Source organism: Streptococcus oralis (assembly GCF_023611505.1).
In the GTDB taxonomy this organism is placed as follows: Bacteria; Bacillota; Bacilli; order Lactobacillales; family Streptococcaceae; genus Streptococcus; species Streptococcus oralis_CT.
Genome location: NZ_CP097843.1, coordinates 1,961,801 through 1,977,517 on the forward strand (window position 1 = coordinate 1,961,801; position 15,717 = coordinate 1,977,517).

The window sequence follows — 15,717 nt, forward strand, 5'->3', positions numbered from 1 at the left end:
AGAAAAAGTGGTTTACAAATCAGTAAACCACTCTTATTAGTTATTTCAATTTTATGATTCTTTTACTTCGAGCAAACCAACCTCACCATCTTCACGACGATACAAAACATTTGTTGTTTGATCTTCTACATCTACATAGATAAAGAAATCATGTCCCAATAAATCCATTTGAAGAAGCGCTTCTTCTAAATCCATTGGCTTCAAATCAATTTGTTTTGAACGAACGACTTTGGGTTGCACAACATCTGCATCTTCAACTAGAGCATCTGTAAAGAGTTGACTTGTCGCAACTTTATTTTTATTCTTACGTTCGATTTTAGTTTTATTTTTACGAATCTGACGTTCAATTTTATCTGTTACAAGATCGATAGAACCATACATATCTTGAGAAACATCTTCTGCACGAAGAGTAATAGATCCAAGTGGAATCGTTACTTCAACCTTTGCTGTTTTCTCACGGTAAACTTTCAAATTCACACGTGCATCTAACTCTTGCTCAGGTTGGAAATACTTTTCGATCTTTTCGAGTTTAGAAACTACATAATCACGAATTGCTTCTGTTACTTCTAGGTTTTCACCACGGATACTATATTTAATCATATAAGTACCTTCTTTCTAAACAATTTTGTTTTTCTAACTTTATTATAACGCTTTCATTTTCATTTTGCAAATTTTTTCCTCATCTTACAAGGGAAAAAGTTTTAACATCCAAAGCACCTGCTTCTTCCAAAAGTCGTTTCACACGATTGACAGTAGCCCCTGTTGTATAGATGTCATCAATCAGCAAAATCTTCTTAGGAAGTGAGATTCCATCTTTAATAAAAAATGGAATTTCAGTAGCCAACCTTTCCAAACGGCTTTTAGAAGAACTAGCGCTCTCTTCTCTTTTTCCTAATATATCTTTAAAAGAAAAGCCTGCTGCCTCAACCAAACCCTCGACTTGGTTGAACCCCCTCTCAAGCAATCTTCCAGGACTTAGGGGAATTACAACAAATTGATAACCTTTATACTTTTTCAGCTCCTCAGCAAGAACAGAAGCAAAAACTTTTCTAAGCAAAAAATCGCCATCAAACTTATAGCGACTGAAAAAGTCTTTCATAGCTTGATTATAGGTAAAGATTGCCTTATGATCAACACGAACTCCTTCTTTACACCAAAATTTACAATCTTGACACTTAGTTGACGACCTTGTTTTCATACAGTTTGGACAATGATCTTCACCAATCTTCTCAAAAGTAGAATCACAAGCTAAGCAAAGATAACTGCTCTCATTCTTCAAAAAGAAAAGACTACTAAAAGTCAGCTCACTCTTTGTAGTCTGGCCACATAGTAAACAGTTCATAATCTCGCCTCCTTGTTCATCTGCTTGATTTCCTTGATTGCCTTCTTGATGGAAGTATTTAATCCATCATGAAAGAAGAGCAACTCACCAGTTGGTCTGTCCATACTACGCCCAACTCGACCACCAATCTGAATTAAACTAGACTTGGTAATGAGTTGATGATTAGCTTCTACTACGAAAACATCCACACAAGGGAAGGTAACCCCGCGTTCCAATATTGTTGTACTAATCAGTATTGTCAGTTCTCCATCTCGAAAAGCTTGCACCTGCTCTAATCGGTCTTCTGTGACAGAAGATACAAAACCGATATTCTCATCTGGGAAATGCACCTGTAGTATTTCTTTTAGTTTTTCGCCTTTCTTAATCTCTGATGCAAAAATCAGTAAGGGGTAACCTGTTCTTCTCTGTTTCTCAATGTAGGTCTTTAACTTGGATGACAACTGACTTTTCTCTAAACAGCGATTAAAATCTGATAACCAGACAGGTTTGGGAACAATCAAAGGATTTCCATGAAACCGTCTCGGCAAGCTTAATTGTTTTAATTCTCCTGTGCGAACCTTCCTATCTAACTCATCTGTAGAAGTTGCTGTAAGGAATATCCTTAATCCATCCTCCTTTACACTATTCTTTACAGCATAGTAAAGTATAGTATTGTCAATATAGGGAAAGGCATCTACCTCATCCACTATCAGCAAGTCAAAAGCATGATAAAATTTTAACAGCTGATGAGTCGTTGCAACAACTAGTGGTGTTCGAAAATAGGGTTCTGACTCACCATGAAGTAGTGCTATCTCACAAGCAAAGTCATTCTGTAGTCGTTTATACAGCTCCAAACACACATCGATTCGAGGGCTGGCCAAACAAACTGCACCACCTTCATCAATCACTTTGGCCACAACCTGATAAATCATCTCCGTCTTTCCAGCTCCTGTTACAGCATGAACTAAAGTCGGTTCCTTCTTTTTAACTGCTCGGATCAATCCCTCTGACACCTTTTCCTGAAAAGGGGTTAACTGACCACGCCATTTGAGAACATCTTGCTTAGGAAAATCTTCCTGCGGAAAATGGTATAATGCTTGATCACTCCTGACTCGCTTCATCAGTAAACACTCCCTGCAATAGTAGGCACCGATAGGCAAATACCATTCCTCTAGAATCGTACTATTACAACGTTGACAAAGCAATTTTCCCTTCTCTTTTCTCATTGCCGGCAGTTTCACCGCCATCTGTCGTTCCTCTTCAGTTAATTCTTTCTCAGTAAACAAGCGACCGAGGTAATTTGGATTTACTTTCATACTTTAATATTCGTAAAAATCTCGCACTTTAGGTATTTTTTTAGTACAATTAAATCATGGAATTTAGAACAATTAAAGAGGATGGCCAAGTCCAAGAAGAAATCAAAAAATCCCGCTTTATCTGTCATGCAAAGCGTGTCCATAGCGAAGAAGAAGCTCGTGACTTTATCACTGCTATCAAAAAAGAACACTACAAAGCCACCCATAACTGCTCTGCTTTTATTGTAGGGGAACGCAGTGAGATCAAGCGTACGAGTGATGATGGCGAGCCTAGTGGTACTGCTGGAGTCCCTATGCTTGGCGTCTTAGAAAATCATAATCTTACGAATGTCTGCGTAGTAGTTACTCGCTACTTTGGGGGGATTAAGTTAGGCGCTGGAGGTTTGATTCGTGCTTACGCAGGAAGTGTAGCCTTGGCTGTCAAAGAAATAGGCATTATTGAAATCAAAGAGCAAGCTGGCATAGCCATTCAGATGTCTTACGCTCAGTATCAAGAATATAGCAATTTTCTTAGAGAACATAAACTCACGGAAATCGAGACAAACTTTACAGATCAAATCAATACCATAATTTATGTTGATAAGGAAGAGAAAGAAAATATCAAGTCTGCTCTTGTAGAGTTTTTTAATGGAAAGGTTACTTTAACGGATCAAGGTTTACGAGAAGTTGAAGTTCCTGTAAACTTAGTGTAAACAAAGGAGAAATACATGGCGTTTGGGAAATTTATTCAAGGACTTGCTGGTAACTTCAGCGAGCAAAACAAAGAAGCTCTTATCAAAGAATATGGTCAATACCTACTAGAGAATGAAGAAATCCAAAGTGGATATAAGCTCATTCGCGACGCAATCATCTTTACAAATATTCGTATCATCTTTACAGATAAGCAAGGCGCTACTGGTCGCAAGATGTCTGTTAAGTCACTCTTTTTGATGAACATTGTCAACGTTGAAATGGAAACTGCGGGAGCAGGTATAGACGATAGTGAGATTACGATCACTTATTTAGAGAATGTCTTTCTAAAAGCACATAATGAGCATTTTAGTTACCACAAATTTGAATTTCCTAAGAAAACGGATATTCTTCCCCTTTACACCTATTTACTAGAACTTGCTTATCACAATCGATTGAAAATTAATGGCTTAAACCTTTGATATAAAAAAATCCTATCACTTCGATAGGATTTCTATATTTTACAAATAGCCTAGAGCACGTTATACTAGTATCATCTTATACAAAGAGGTACATCTATGACTATTTATAACAATATCACTGAACTAATCGGACAAACACCGATTGTTAAACTTAACAACATTGTTCCAGAGGGTGCTGCAGACGTCTATGTTAAACTAGAAGCTTTTAACCCTGGATCGTCAGTAAAAGACCGTATTGCCCTTAGTATGATTGAAAAAGCAGAACAAGATGGTATTCTAAAACCAGGTGCTACTATTGTTGAAGCAACAAGTGGAAACACTGGTATCGGTCTTTCATGGGTTGGTGCTGCTAAAGGATATAAAGTTGTTATCGTCATGCCTGAAACGATGAGTGTGGAACGACGCAAGATTATCCAAGCCTATGGTGCTGAACTCGTCCTCACTCCTGGTAGCGAAGGAATGAAAGGGGCTATTGCCAAAGCTCAGGAAATCGCTGCTGAACGTGATGGCTTCCTTCCACTCCAATTTAATAATCCAGCTAATCCAGAAGTGCACGAAAGAACAACAGGAGCTGAAATACTAGCTGCTTTCGGTTCTGATGGACTAGATGCTTTTGTAGGTGGTGTTGGTACTGGTGGAACGATCTCAGGTGTTTCTCACGCTCTTAAAGCAGCAAATTCAAACATTCAAGTTTATGCGGTTGAGGCAGACGAGTCAGCTATCTTATCTGGTGAAAAACCAGGACCTCACAAAATTCAAGGTATCTCAGCTGGATTTATTCCTGAAACACTTGATACAAAGGCCTATGATGGTATCGTCCGCGTAACGTCAGATGATGCTCTAGCACTTGGACGTGAAATTGGTGGAAAAGAAGGCTTCCTTGTTGGGATTTCTTCAGCTGCAGCAATTTACGGGGCAATTGAGGTTGCCAAGAAATTAGGTACAGGGAAGAAAGTCCTTGCTTTAGCACCAGATAACGGCGAACGTTATTTGTCTACAGCACTCTATGAATTTGAAGTGTAGCCTCCTAAATGCACTTAGCCCTTATTGGTAACTACACCCCAAAAAGTTAGACAGAAAAATCTAACTTTCTGGGGTGTTTTATTATGAAATTGAGTTATGAAGATAAATCTCCAATCAATGAACTAAGAACAAAAAGCGGGGCTAGTTGAAACCGAATGGCAGTTCTAGAACATTTTCAAGAAAAGAATGTAGTTTTATTTTGATTGAAGGAAGAAAAGACAGAAATTGTTCCAGAATTAAGCTTGGAGTTTCATTTTGATATTCTTCTAAAGATTATCAAACGTACTCATTCGACATATTGCTACCAGTTAAAGGAGCTTGATAAGATTAATGATCAAAACTGAAATACAAGCTATTTATACCGAACATAAAGGAAATTACGGCTATTGTAGAGCCACTCTCGAATTAAAAATCGCAGTTTTATAGTGAACAATGAAAAGATGAAAGTTATGTGTCTAATAGCTCGTATTCGTCGCAGACATCAGTATTTCTCTCTTAAGTAAGAAAGCAATGACCATTTCAACACCAATTTAAGATGTCAAAAACAATGGAAAAATGCTGCACAAATTTAGAAGAATTTAACTATGAAATCATCTCCTATAATCTTTCTTATTTACCGAACTTCGAACAAGAGAAGAGCGTATTGGAGAAGCCATTTACAGAGAAACACTATGAGAGTATCAACATGCTTCTTTTCATCAATTTTTTAAGTATATGGGGGATCAACCATCACTGGCACGGCAAGAGCATCAACTCAGATAACGGATATAATGGAGCCCGTTTTGTTGTAGACAAAACCTCATAAGAACTATAATGATCGCACCTAACAATAGGTTCTTGTATCTGTACTCCTATTGTAAAGAAAAATTACCAGATTTCAAACCTTGTTCAACAAAACATGACTCAACTACTTACTAAAAACGTTCCTTAACGAATACCGCTCAAAAACTTTATGTTTCTACTTCCACTGTTTTCAGAGAACTGTAATTTACATTAGAAAACCACTTTAATAGCTTGCCAACGATAACGTCATGGGGTGAGTTTAAATTTAGAAGATAGGACCTTACCTTCACTATACAAAACTAGATAACTACTGTCAAACATCCACTCGGGATTACTTTTTAAAATACCTTTTGAAAGCCTGTAAGCAGGTCAAGTCTATCACCCTTAGAGAATAGCGTCCTTCTCTTAGATATCGTTTCCACTCGCAACTAATACTAGACGGATGACGATGAAGCAACTTAGCAATTTGAGAAAAATTTAGGCCTTGCATACGGTAAATGAGAATACTCTCACGCTCATCTATGGTAAAATGATGGTAGCTCATAAGATTTCCTTTCGTAACTAGTTCGTTCAATTCTATTTTACTAGAAAATCTTATGAGTTTTTATTGTGCACTTATATTGTATATTCAAGGTAGAAAAAAATCCCATAAGTTCTATAATGAAAAGCGACCAAACCATCATTAGAAAGAATCATATGGAACCATTACATTTTATCACAAAACTACTCGATATCAAAGACCCAAACATCAAAATTCTAGATATCATCAATAGGGATGCACATAAAGAAATCTTCGCTAAACTAGATTATCCTACTTCTAAATGTTCCCAACTGCCAAGGACAAATGGATAAATATGATTTCTAAAAAGAATCTAACCCCCTATCTAGACTGTGCGGGATACCAGGCTCTGATTCGCCTAAGAAAACAGCGCTTCCACTGTAAAGCCTGTAGAAAAGTGAGTATTGCTGGGACTTCCTTAGTCAAGAAGAGCCCTCAAATCTCATCTATTATTAACCAGAAAATTACTCAAAAATTAATCAAGAAAGTTCACTTGACGGTCATCACTAAGAAACTCTTTTCTTCGATCGTTTTCACATTGTACAACATATCAGCCGAGCTATGAGTCGTATGCGTGTTCAAATCATGAATTAGTTCGATAGAAAATCCCATGAATACAAGGCTATCAAGCGCGACTGGAAGCTCATTCAACAGGATAGTCGTAAACTCAGCGATAAACGATTTTATCGCCCTACTTTTCGCATGCACTTGACGAATAAAGAAATTCTAGACAAGCTTTTGAGCTATTCAGAAAACTTGAAACACCACTATAAGCTCTATCAGCTCTTGCTTTTTCACTTTCAGAATAAGGAGCCTAACAAATTATTCGGACTCATTGAGGACAATCTAAAGCAGGTTCATCCTCTTTTTCAGACTGTCTTTAAAACCTTCCTCAAGAACAAAGAGAAGATTGTCAACGCCCTTCAGTTACCCTATTCTAATGCAAAATTAGAAGTGACTAATAATCTCATTAAACTCATCAAACGAAATGCCTTTGGTTTTCGGAATTTTGAAAACTTCAAAAAACGGATTTTCATCACTCTGAACATCAAAAAAGAAAGGACAAAATTTGTCCTTTCTCGATCTTAGCTGACTTCAACCCACTACAGTTGACAAGGAGCCTACGAAGTCAACGTTCCTAGGTATAAGCGAGAAATAAACTTTATGATTATTTCTCTTCTTTGCGCTTACTGAAACCAAGGAGTGACATTGCTGATACCATCATCGCTAAACCAAGAACAGTTGCTTCACCATGGTCTTTTTCACCTGTTTCAGGCAAATTAGTTCGAGGTGTAGTTGGAACTACTGGCGGTGTCTGAGGTTTTTCAGGCGGTGTCTGAGGTTTTTCAGGCGGTGTCTGAGGTTTTTCAGGCGGTGTCTGAGGTTTTTCAGGTGTTACCACAGTTACCGTATTCGAATCGTGTTCAACATTATTGATGATTTCTGTAAAGGTATTCTTCACTGTACCATAGTCAAGCTGTTTCACTTGCATGTAACCAATCGCTTGGAATTCACTGTCATCAGAAATCTTGCTCAAGAAGTCACTAGAGAAGCTGTAGACAACTGTTCTAGCCTGATGATCAATATCTTGGTTGACATAGCGGGTCAAATCAGTTCCTTTGGCAATCTTCGTGTTATCTTTCAAGAGAATATCTGTATTGGCAATCCATTTGTGAACACCATTATATTCCACAAGCGGTGAATAAGTGTCCTTCACTTCAATTTTATCAATAGACTGGCCACGTTTCGCTGGCAAGTAAGAAGTGTTCAACTCGAAGTTATAGACAGCGCCAACTTTAATCGTCTTGCCATCCAAAGAGTTTTGATCTTTCAGACCATCTTCAACTGTCGCTACAATATCTTTCTTCGGATTAATCTTCGGAATATTATTCGTTACGACATTGGTTTCTGCAATACCGGCAAAGTCAATTTGATAAGCCTTGTTTTCGTACTTGCTCGCTTCCTTAATATCTTTCTTCACAGTTGTTGGGAAGATCAATTTCAGGTTGATTCCCTTCAAGGCATAGTCATTCGTGTAGGCTGCTGGATCATCTGAAGTTGTTACCGCAAACTCACCATCAATTGTCAAGCCCTTAGCCTTGATATAATCTTGAACCTTTTGTGGAGCTTCTGCAACAGACTTGTAAATCTTAGTCGTGAAGCCGCTGACAACCTTGCCATCTTCTGTCGTCATACGAACTGCATCAAGATTTGGTGTTACAAACTTGCTATCGTATTTCTCAACTACCATCAAGCCGGCTTGTTTGTCTTGGTCAACCAGACCTGTTGTGCCCTTGTATTGGTCGTTGTCAATGTTAATTGTGTAAACCTCTGTTGAACCAGCCAACATCGTCTTACCATTAACATCTTCACCCTTAGCATTGGTACCTAGCTTCTTAGGTTCTGCTTGAACAGCCTTATAGACATAGGTAACTTCTGTTACACCCTTCACAACCTTACCTCGTTCTTGACCTTTGGTCTTTTCAGGTACAATGTTGTAAACTGTGTTACCATGCTTGATAGAGATGCTCTTATGATCTGTTGTGTCATAGTCTTTGCCAACCTTACCACGAGAAGTATCAGTCACATCTTCCTTGATCTTCTTACCAGATTCATCCACATAATGAACAACGACATCACCGTATTCTTCTGGAGATACGAGTGTTACCGTATTCGAATCGTGTTCAACATTATTGATGATTTCTGTAAAGGTATTCTTCACTGTACCATAGTCAAGCTGTTTCACTTGCATGTAACCAATCGCTTGGAATTCACTGTCATCAGAAATCTTGCTCAAGAAGTCACTAGAGAAGCTGTAGACAACTGTTCTAGCCTGATGATCAATATCTTGGTTGACATAGCGGGTCAAATCAGTTCCTTTGGCAATCTTCGTGTTATCTTTCAAGAGAATATCTGTATTGGCAATCCATTTGTGAACACCATTATATTCCACAAGCGGTGAATAAGTGTCCTTCACTTCAATTTTATCAATAGACTGGCCACGTTTCGCTGGCAAGTAAGAAGTGTTCAACTCGAAGTTATAGACAGCGCCAACTTTAATCGTCTTGCCATCCAAAGAGTTTTGATCTTTCAGACCATCTTCAACTGTCGCTACAATATCTTTCTTCGGATTAATCTTCGGAATATTATTCGTTACGACATTGGTTTCTGCAATACCGGCAAAGTCAATTTGATAAGCCTTGTTTTCGTACTTGCTCGCTTCCTTAATATCTTTCTTCACAGTTGTTGGGAAGATCAATTTCAGGTTGATTCCCTTCAAGGCATAGTCATTCGTGTAGGCTGCTGGATCATCTGAAGTTGTTACCGCAAACTCACCATCAATTGTCAAGCCCTTAGCCTTGATATAATCTTGAACCTTTTGTGGAGCTTCTGCAACAGACTTGTAAATCTTAGTCGTGAAGCCGCTGACAACCTTGCCATCTTCTGTCGTCATACGAACTGCATCAAGATTTGGTGTTACAAACTTGCTATCGTATTTCTCAACTACCATCAAGCCGGCTTGTTTGTCTTGGTCAACCAGACCTGTTGTGCCCTTGTATTGGTCGTTGTCAATGTTAATTGTGTAAACCTCTGTTGAACCAGCCAACATCGTCTTACCATTAACATCTTCACCCTTAGCATTGGTACCTAGCTTCTTAGGTTCTGCTTGAACAGCCTTATAGACATAGGTAACTTCTGTTACACCCTTCACAACCTTACCTCGTTCTTGACCTTTGGTCTTTTCAGGTACAATGTTGTAAACTGTGTTACCATGCTTGATAGAGATGCTCTTATGATCTGTTGTGTCATAGTCTTTGCCAACCTTACCACGAGAAGTATCAGTCACATCTTCCTTGATCTTCTTACCAGATTCATCCACATAATGAACAACGACATCACCGTATTCTTCTGGTGATTTCACAAGATCATAGTAGTAAACGATATTGGTATTGCCTTCTACCACTTTACCAGTTTCCGCTCCTTGAGTTGCGGTTGGATCTAGCTTGTACTTCTTACCATCTACTACAGTAGTAATAGTGTCCTTGCGTTGATCCGTAGTATCGTAAGCAGTTCCCACTTCAGAACGTGGTGTATCCGTCACTTTCGGTGCAATCGTCACACCATCTTTGTTCTTGTACTCAACTGTGACATCACCATATTTCTTAGCTGGTGTGTCTGGAACAAGATCATAGTAGTAAACGATATTGGTATTGCCTTCTACCACTTTACCAGTTTCCGCTCCTTGAGTTGCGGTTGAATCCAGCTTGTACTTCTTACCATCTACAGTAGTAATAGTGTCCTTGCGTTGATCCGTAGTATCGTAAGCAGTTCCCACTTCAGAACGTGGTGTATCCGTCACTTTCGGTGCAATCGTCACACCATCTTTGTTCTTGTACTCAACTGTGACATCACCATATTTCTTAGCTGGTGTGTCTGGAACAAGATCATAGTAGTAAACGATATTGGTATTGCCTTCTACCACTTTACCAGTTTCCGCTCCTTGAGTTGCGGTTGGATCCAGCTTGTACTTCTTACCATCTACTACAGTAGTAATAGTGTCCTTGCGTTGATCCGTAGTATCGTAAGCAGTTCCCACTTCAGAACGTGGTGTATCCGTCACTTTCGGTGCAATCGTCACACCATCTTTGTTCTTGTACTCAACTGTGACATCACCATATTTCTTAGCTGGTGTGTCTGGAACAAGATCATAGTAGTAAACGATATTGGTATTGCCTTCTACCACTTTACCAGTTTCCGCTCCTTGAGTTGCGGTTGAATCCAGCTTGTACTTCTTACCATCTACAGTAGTAATAGTGTCCTTGCGTTGATCCGTAGTATCGTAAGCAGTTCCCACTTCAGAACGTGGTGTATCCGTCACTTTCGGTGCAATCGTCACACCATCTTTGTTCTTGTACTCAACTGTGACATCACCATATTTTTTTTCTACCGGCTTTTCAACTTTGTCATAAACATAGACAACGCGGGTTGTTCCCTCAACAACCTGACCACTTTCTTGACCTTGTGTAGCATTGGTATCAATACGATAAGTTGTGCCATCATCCGCCGTAATGGTAGTTGGTTTGTGATCAGTTGTGTCATAGTAAGTACCAACCCGTGAAGTTGGTGTATCTACGACACGCGGAGAAATGGTGTTACCTTGCTTATCTTGGTAATCAACGACAACATTACCATACTTCTCTACTGGTTTTTCAAGTTTATCATAAACGTAGATAACGCGGGTTGTCCCTTCAACAACTCTACCACTTTCTTGACCTTGTGTAGCTGTAGGGTCAATACGGTAACTTGCTCCATCGACTGTAGTGATTGTAGACGGTTTGTGATCAGTCGTGTCGTAAGCCGTTCCGACTGATGTGTCAGGTGTATCCACAATACGTGGAGAAATGGTGTTGCCTTGCTTATCTTGGTAATCAACAACAACATTTCCTTTTACTTCGGTATAGTAGTTTGCTACGTTTGTCGTACCTAATTTAACTTTACCTGTTGTATTATTAGTTGATGACACATATTTATAGACTTTGCCATCCGCTGTTGTAATTCTGTCTTGGTGTGTTGTTGTGTACTCTTCACCAACAGGAGTTCCTGTAGGTTTAACTGTTTGGGTATTAGTTAATTTAGTAGTTGTCCCTTGAATATAGTTATCCAGCACGACATTCCCTGCAAGATTATATTCAACTAGATTGTATTCAAGATCTGGTTTTACAAGTGTAAAGCGAGATGGTAATTTACTTGTAAGAGCTAGCCAATAACCTCTGTCCCATTGAGACTTCCGTTGCATCACAAAAGAGATGGTATCTCCGCTTTCTGCTACACCAGCAATCCCCATCTTATAGAAATTTGGATCATCATAATTATCTTTAATGGCATGAGTTGGACTAGTTGCCGCCAAACGTCCATCGGCTTGTTTTTCAACCAAAGAACCGGTAATCTTTACTGGACGGAAATTATAATCCGCTATACTTTCTTCATGCTTTAGACCAGCTCTCACTCCAGAAGTAGGCTCTGTTTTTGTTAGACTCGTCATAGCTAAAATAGCTGGATTCGTCTTTGTGAATTGAATTGGATTGTCATCAGAATCGTAAAAACGAATATTTACACGGTATCTAGACGGTGCATTAATTTTGTAAAAAGTATAAATTCCTTTTGTTGGATCTTTTTCTGCAAAGCCCACGATACCAGTACTACCACTTATATTAGTAACTTCATAGACTACCTTAGAAATTTTCTTTCCATTGTATGTTGAATTTTGAAGATTAGTATAGGTAGCCGTGATAGTTTGACCATTTTCAATTTTCGGAATAACAAAATTACTTCCACCACCTGAAAGCGTCGTCGTAAATGGTGCTACTGGGTTAGAACCAAATGTCCCACCTTTTTGAACATATTCTTCATAAGATTGTGCTGAAGGCATATCCTTTTGTCCAAATTCTGTAGCACCACTAATAGATAGTTTTCCATTAGGTTCGCTTTCAAATTTCAAGCCTTGGCTAACTACTTCACTCAGATAACCGTCAGTACCTACGTTCTCCTGAGCTTTTTTCAAATCAAGTTTGTAGGCATCTACCCCTGTCTTGATACGAGTTGCTTGTGTTTCCTCAAGAGTGTTGGCAAGATCCTTTTTAGCATCTGACTCTATTTGGTTATTTGCTGTTCCAATATTTTCTGTTGGATTTTGTTTTATATCAATGTTGTAACCCTTAGCTTCAGACACAGCGTCTTTCAACTTTTGATTTTCCACAGTAACTTTTGGTTCTGTGGCTTCGGCCGACGCAACTGGAGCGGCCTGTGCTGCTGCAGGTGCAGTGTAAGTTACAGGGGTTGTGTCACTAGCCGAAGAAGCAGCTGTAGCTGGAGTTGTATCACTAGCCGAAGAAGCAACTGTAGCTGGAGTTGTTTCAGATGCTGGAGCAGTATAAGTTGCTGGCGTTTCCGATGTTGGGGTAGCTGGGACTATAGTCACAGTTGAAGCGCCTTGAATTCCTTCTGCCACCCTACTATCTATCGCTGCAGGCTGTGAAGCCGTTGGATCAGAGGATGATGCTTCATCCGCCGATACTGTTTTGCTATTACTAAACATAGCAATGGCGCCAAGAGCAATGACTCCAATTGTGCCATATACTTTATTTTTACGAATAGAACCGTGACCTTTTGTCTCGCTATTGTGATTGAACATGCGCGTTCCTTCCTTCATTTTTATAATTAACGTATTATTCATTGTTCTCTCAAAGGATTGATTCATTTAACCCTAATAATGATAAAACGAACAGACCGATTATTGCAAAAAAGAGATTGTCGAGCCAACGACTCTTTTTTGCAATAATACAAATTTTTCACCAATAAACTTAACAGCCCCAACATTATCGACTTAACCAGCCACTTGTGCTAGTAGAACGACTGATTTAGAACCATCAAATTTTAGACAGTAGCACAATCCTTATAGATTTCGATGACATCGAAATCTTGACACATAAAAACCGAAAGTCTTTCTCTCACCAGAAAGAACCGGCATTAGCTTCTATAGGTATGCTGGTTTTATCGACGCAACACCTGTTTGTACTAGGTCGCTGGCATTTTCTGACTGTTTGATAACGCAGAGATCGTCTCATTGTTCACTGTTTCCAAATTGCTTGAGTCCCCCACATTACGAGCCAATAGAGGACTATCTCCCACTGCAAACATCAAAACCCTTGTCATGGTTAGAAGAAAATCATTTTTCTCATCATAAAACATCCCCCCTATTTTCAAGAATAGATATATACATTACTACAGTAACAGTATAAAATATCACTTACTTTAATAATAATAGTATTTTTATAATTTGTCAAATTAAACACGTACCCTATCTAAAGATTGTGTAAAAAATGTCATGAAAACACTTAAAAACATATACTTTTTAGCTCTCTAGTACATTAAAGTGGCGTGTTCTCTGATTCAACATATAAATAAACAAAAATAAAGTGATTTGACACAATTCATAAAGAACGTATAAACCACCTTTGTCCTTTTACTACAGTTTCTGCCTTCTATCATTTTTCCTAGTAAGGGTTCTTTTATATCTGATTTTCAACTTGTAGAATTAGGATATCTATGCCTTGGTTATATATCCTTCTGATTTTAATAATTGGGTAATTTACGCTCAAGTAAACAGAATTTATAATGTATTTTACAGTAAATAAAAGCTATAACAAATATGCCTAAAAAGTTTGTCACAACCCTATAGAGGGGGAAAACAGCAGATTATTGACGTTTACAATACTGCGAAAAGGTGTAATGAGATTTTTAGAGAATGCAATCTTACTTCTTAAACATTTAAAATAGCAATGATTATAACACAAAAAGAAAAACAAGCAATGTCAGCAAGAAGAAGTATCACATTTCTCTCATACATGGTCTCTTAGAGACTCCTCAAAGAATAAAATGATTAGACATAATTTGATTAGTTATTCAAAGCTGCTGCCATTGTAGCTGCAACTTCAGCTTCAAAATCATTTGCAGCTTTTTCGATACCTTCACCAACTTCAAAGCGAGCGAACCCAACTACTGAAGCATTTACTGATTCAAGGTAAGCTTCAACTGTCTTGCTGTCATCCATGATGTAGACTTGTGCAAGAAGTGTGTATGCTTGGTCAACTTTAGTGTTGTCAAGCACGAAGCGATCCATTTTACCTGGGATGATTTTGTCCCAGATTTTTTCGGGTTTGCCTTCTGCAACCAATTCAGCTTTGATATCTTCTTCAGCTTGAGCAATCACTTCATCAGTCAATTGAGCTTTTGATCCATATTTCAAGTGTGGAAGAGCTGGTTTACCAACCATTGCACGGCTATCATTATCTTGGTCAATCACGTGGTTCAATTGTGCCAACTCATCTTTAACGAACTGCTCATCCAATTCTTTGTAAGAAAGAACTGTTGGTTTCATCGCAGCAATGTGCATTGAGATTTGTTTAGCAAGCGCTTCGTCTCCACCTTCGATGACAGAGATAACACCGATACGTCCACCATTGTGTTGGTATGCTCCAAAGTGTTGTGCATCTGTTTTTTCAAGCAAAGCAAAACGACGGAATGAGATTTTTTCACCGATTGTAGCTGTTGCAGATACATAGGCTGCTTCAAGAGTTTCACCTGAAGGCATTGTCAAAGCAAGAGCTTCTTCGTTGTTAGCTGGTTTTCCTTCAGCAATTACTTTAGCTGTAGCATTTACCAAGTCAACGAATTGAGCATTTTTTGCAACGAAGTCAGTTTCAGCATTTACTTCAACTACTGCTGCAACGTTACCGTTAACAAATACACCAGTCAAACCTTCAGCTGCAACACGGTCAGCTTTCTTAGCTGCCTTAGCCATACCTTTTTCGCGAAGCAATTCGATTGCTTTTTCGATATCACCTTCAACTTCAACCAATGCTTTCTTAGCGTCCATAACACCAGCACCAGATTTTTCACGCAACTCTTTAACAAGTTTAGCTGTAATTTCTGCCATTTTGATTCTCCTATATTTTTTAAAAATAGGAGAGCCGGGCTAAGCCCCGCCCTCCTAGGTAATGATTA

At 38.7% G+C, this 15,717-nt stretch carries 10 protein-coding genes and 3 pseudogenes; 6 read left to right on the forward strand and 7 right to left on the reverse strand.

The annotated features are described in order from the left end of the window. Window positions 1-51: 51 nt before the first annotated feature. The 3 genes from hpf to M9H69_RS09860 form a co-directional block, all read right to left on the reverse strand. Window positions 52-600 carry a ribosome hibernation-promoting factor, HPF/YfiA family gene (hpf, locus tag M9H69_RS09850; RefSeq protein ID WP_000599116.1) on the reverse strand — a complete coding sequence of 183 codons (549 nt, stop codon included), beginning with the start codon at window positions 598-600 and terminating at the stop codon, window positions 52-54. 79 nt (window positions 601-679) lie between these two features. Continuing rightward, window positions 680-1,342: a ComF family protein gene (locus tag M9H69_RS09855; RefSeq protein WP_250315524.1), complete on the reverse strand. Its 663-nt coding sequence runs from the start codon at window positions 1,340-1,342 to the stop codon at window positions 680-682. After that, window positions 1,339-2,637, reverse strand: a complete 1,299-nt coding sequence (locus M9H69_RS09860; protein ID WP_250315525.1) for a DEAD/DEAH box helicase — start codon at window positions 2,635-2,637, stop codon at window positions 1,339-1,341. The genes M9H69_RS09855 and M9H69_RS09860 overlap by 4 nt, the downstream gene beginning before the upstream one ends. A 56-nt stretch (window positions 2,638-2,693) precedes the next feature. Here M9H69_RS09860 and M9H69_RS09865 point away from each other — a divergent pair, with 56 nt between their 5' ends. From M9H69_RS09865 to M9H69_RS10425, 5 genes and pseudogenes are all read left to right on the forward strand, one after another. Next, window positions 2,694-3,329, forward strand: coding sequence for a YigZ family protein (locus M9H69_RS09865; RefSeq protein WP_250315526.1), 636 nt, complete (start codon window positions 2,694-2,696; stop codon window positions 3,327-3,329). 15 nt (window positions 3,330-3,344) lie between these two features. Next, window positions 3,345-3,788 (forward strand): PH domain-containing protein, encoded by a 444-nt coding sequence (locus M9H69_RS09870; RefSeq protein ID WP_250315527.1) that lies wholly within the window; start codon window positions 3,345-3,347, stop codon window positions 3,786-3,788. 96 nt (window positions 3,789-3,884) lie between these two features. Continuing rightward, the gene (cysK, locus tag M9H69_RS09875; protein ID WP_000158480.1) at window positions 3,885-4,811 is read left to right on the forward strand and encodes a cysteine synthase A; all 927 of its coding nucleotides are present in this window, start codon (window positions 3,885-3,887) and stop codon (window positions 4,809-4,811) included. 215 nt (window positions 4,812-5,026) lie between these two features. Beyond that, window positions 5,027-5,305, forward strand: a pseudogene (locus M9H69_RS10420) (transposase); the annotation flags it as partial. Window positions 5,306-5,346: 41 nt separating this feature from the next. Beyond that, the gene (locus M9H69_RS10425) at window positions 5,347-5,616 is read left to right on the forward strand and encodes a hypothetical protein (protein ID WP_434481176.1); all 270 of its coding nucleotides are present in this window, start codon (window positions 5,347-5,349) and stop codon (window positions 5,614-5,616) included. A 366-nt stretch (window positions 5,617-5,982) separates the two neighbouring features. On the opposite strand, the pseudogene M9H69_RS09885 reads toward M9H69_RS10425, so the two are convergent. Then, a pseudogene (locus M9H69_RS09885) lies at window positions 5,983-6,138 on the reverse strand (helix-turn-helix domain-containing protein); the annotation flags it as partial. Between the two features lie 152 nt (window positions 6,139-6,290). Here M9H69_RS09885 and M9H69_RS09890 point away from each other — a divergent pair. Next, a pseudogene (locus tag M9H69_RS09890) lies at window positions 6,291-7,242 on the forward strand (transposase). A gap of 79 nt (window positions 7,243-7,321) precedes the next feature. Here M9H69_RS09890 and M9H69_RS09895 read toward each other — a convergent pair. From M9H69_RS09895 to tsf, 3 genes are all read right to left on the reverse strand, one after another. Further along, complete coding sequence (locus M9H69_RS09895) at window positions 7,322-13,387, reverse strand: SspB-related isopeptide-forming adhesin (protein WP_250315528.1); 6,066 nt, start codon at window positions 13,385-13,387, stop codon at window positions 7,322-7,324. Window positions 13,388-13,728: 341 nt separating this feature from the next. Then, window positions 13,729-13,902, reverse strand: a complete 174-nt coding sequence (locus M9H69_RS09900) for a hypothetical protein (RefSeq protein ID WP_250315529.1) — start codon at window positions 13,900-13,902, stop codon at window positions 13,729-13,731. Window positions 13,903-14,608: 706 nt separating this feature from the next. After that, window positions 14,609-15,649 carry a translation elongation factor Ts gene (gene tsf, locus M9H69_RS09905; RefSeq protein ID WP_250315530.1) on the reverse strand — a complete coding sequence of 347 codons (1,041 nt, stop codon included), beginning with the start codon at window positions 15,647-15,649 and terminating at the stop codon, window positions 14,609-14,611. Between the last annotated feature and the right edge of the window lie 68 nt (window positions 15,650-15,717).

Excerpts from the sequence above, each read along its gene's own strand:
- M9H69_RS09860 (WP_250315525.1), bottom strand. The coding sequence starts at position 2,637 with ATGAAAGTAAATCCAAATTACCTCGGTCGCTTGTTTACTGAGAAAGAA.
- tsf (WP_250315530.1), bottom strand. The coding sequence starts at position 15,649 with ATGGCAGAAATTACAGCTAAACTTGTTAAAGAGTTGCGTGAAAAATCT.
- M9H69_RS09865 (WP_250315526.1), top strand. The coding sequence starts at position 2,694 with ATGGAATTTAGAACAATTAAAGAGGATGGCCAAGTCCAAGAAGAAATC.
- hpf (WP_000599116.1), bottom strand. The coding sequence starts at position 600 with ATGATTAAATATAGTATCCGTGGTGAAAACCTAGAAGTAACAGAAGCA.
- M9H69_RS09855 (WP_250315524.1), bottom strand. The coding sequence starts at position 1,342 with ATGAACTGTTTACTATGTGGCCAGACTACAAAGAGTGAGCTGACTTTT.
- M9H69_RS09895 (WP_250315528.1), bottom strand. The coding sequence starts at position 13,387 with ATGAATAATACGTTAATTATAAAAATGAAGGAAGGAACGCGCATGTTC.
- M9H69_RS10425 (WP_434481176.1), top strand. The coding sequence starts at position 5,347 with ATGTCAAAAACAATGGAAAAATGCTGCACAAATTTAGAAGAATTTAAC.
- M9H69_RS09900 (WP_250315529.1), bottom strand. The coding sequence starts at position 13,902 with ATGTTTTATGATGAGAAAAATGATTTTCTTCTAACCATGACAAGGGTT.
- M9H69_RS09870 (WP_250315527.1), top strand. The coding sequence starts at position 3,345 with ATGGCGTTTGGGAAATTTATTCAAGGACTTGCTGGTAACTTCAGCGAG.
- cysK (WP_000158480.1), top strand. The coding sequence starts at position 3,885 with ATGACTATTTATAACAATATCACTGAACTAATCGGACAAACACCGATT.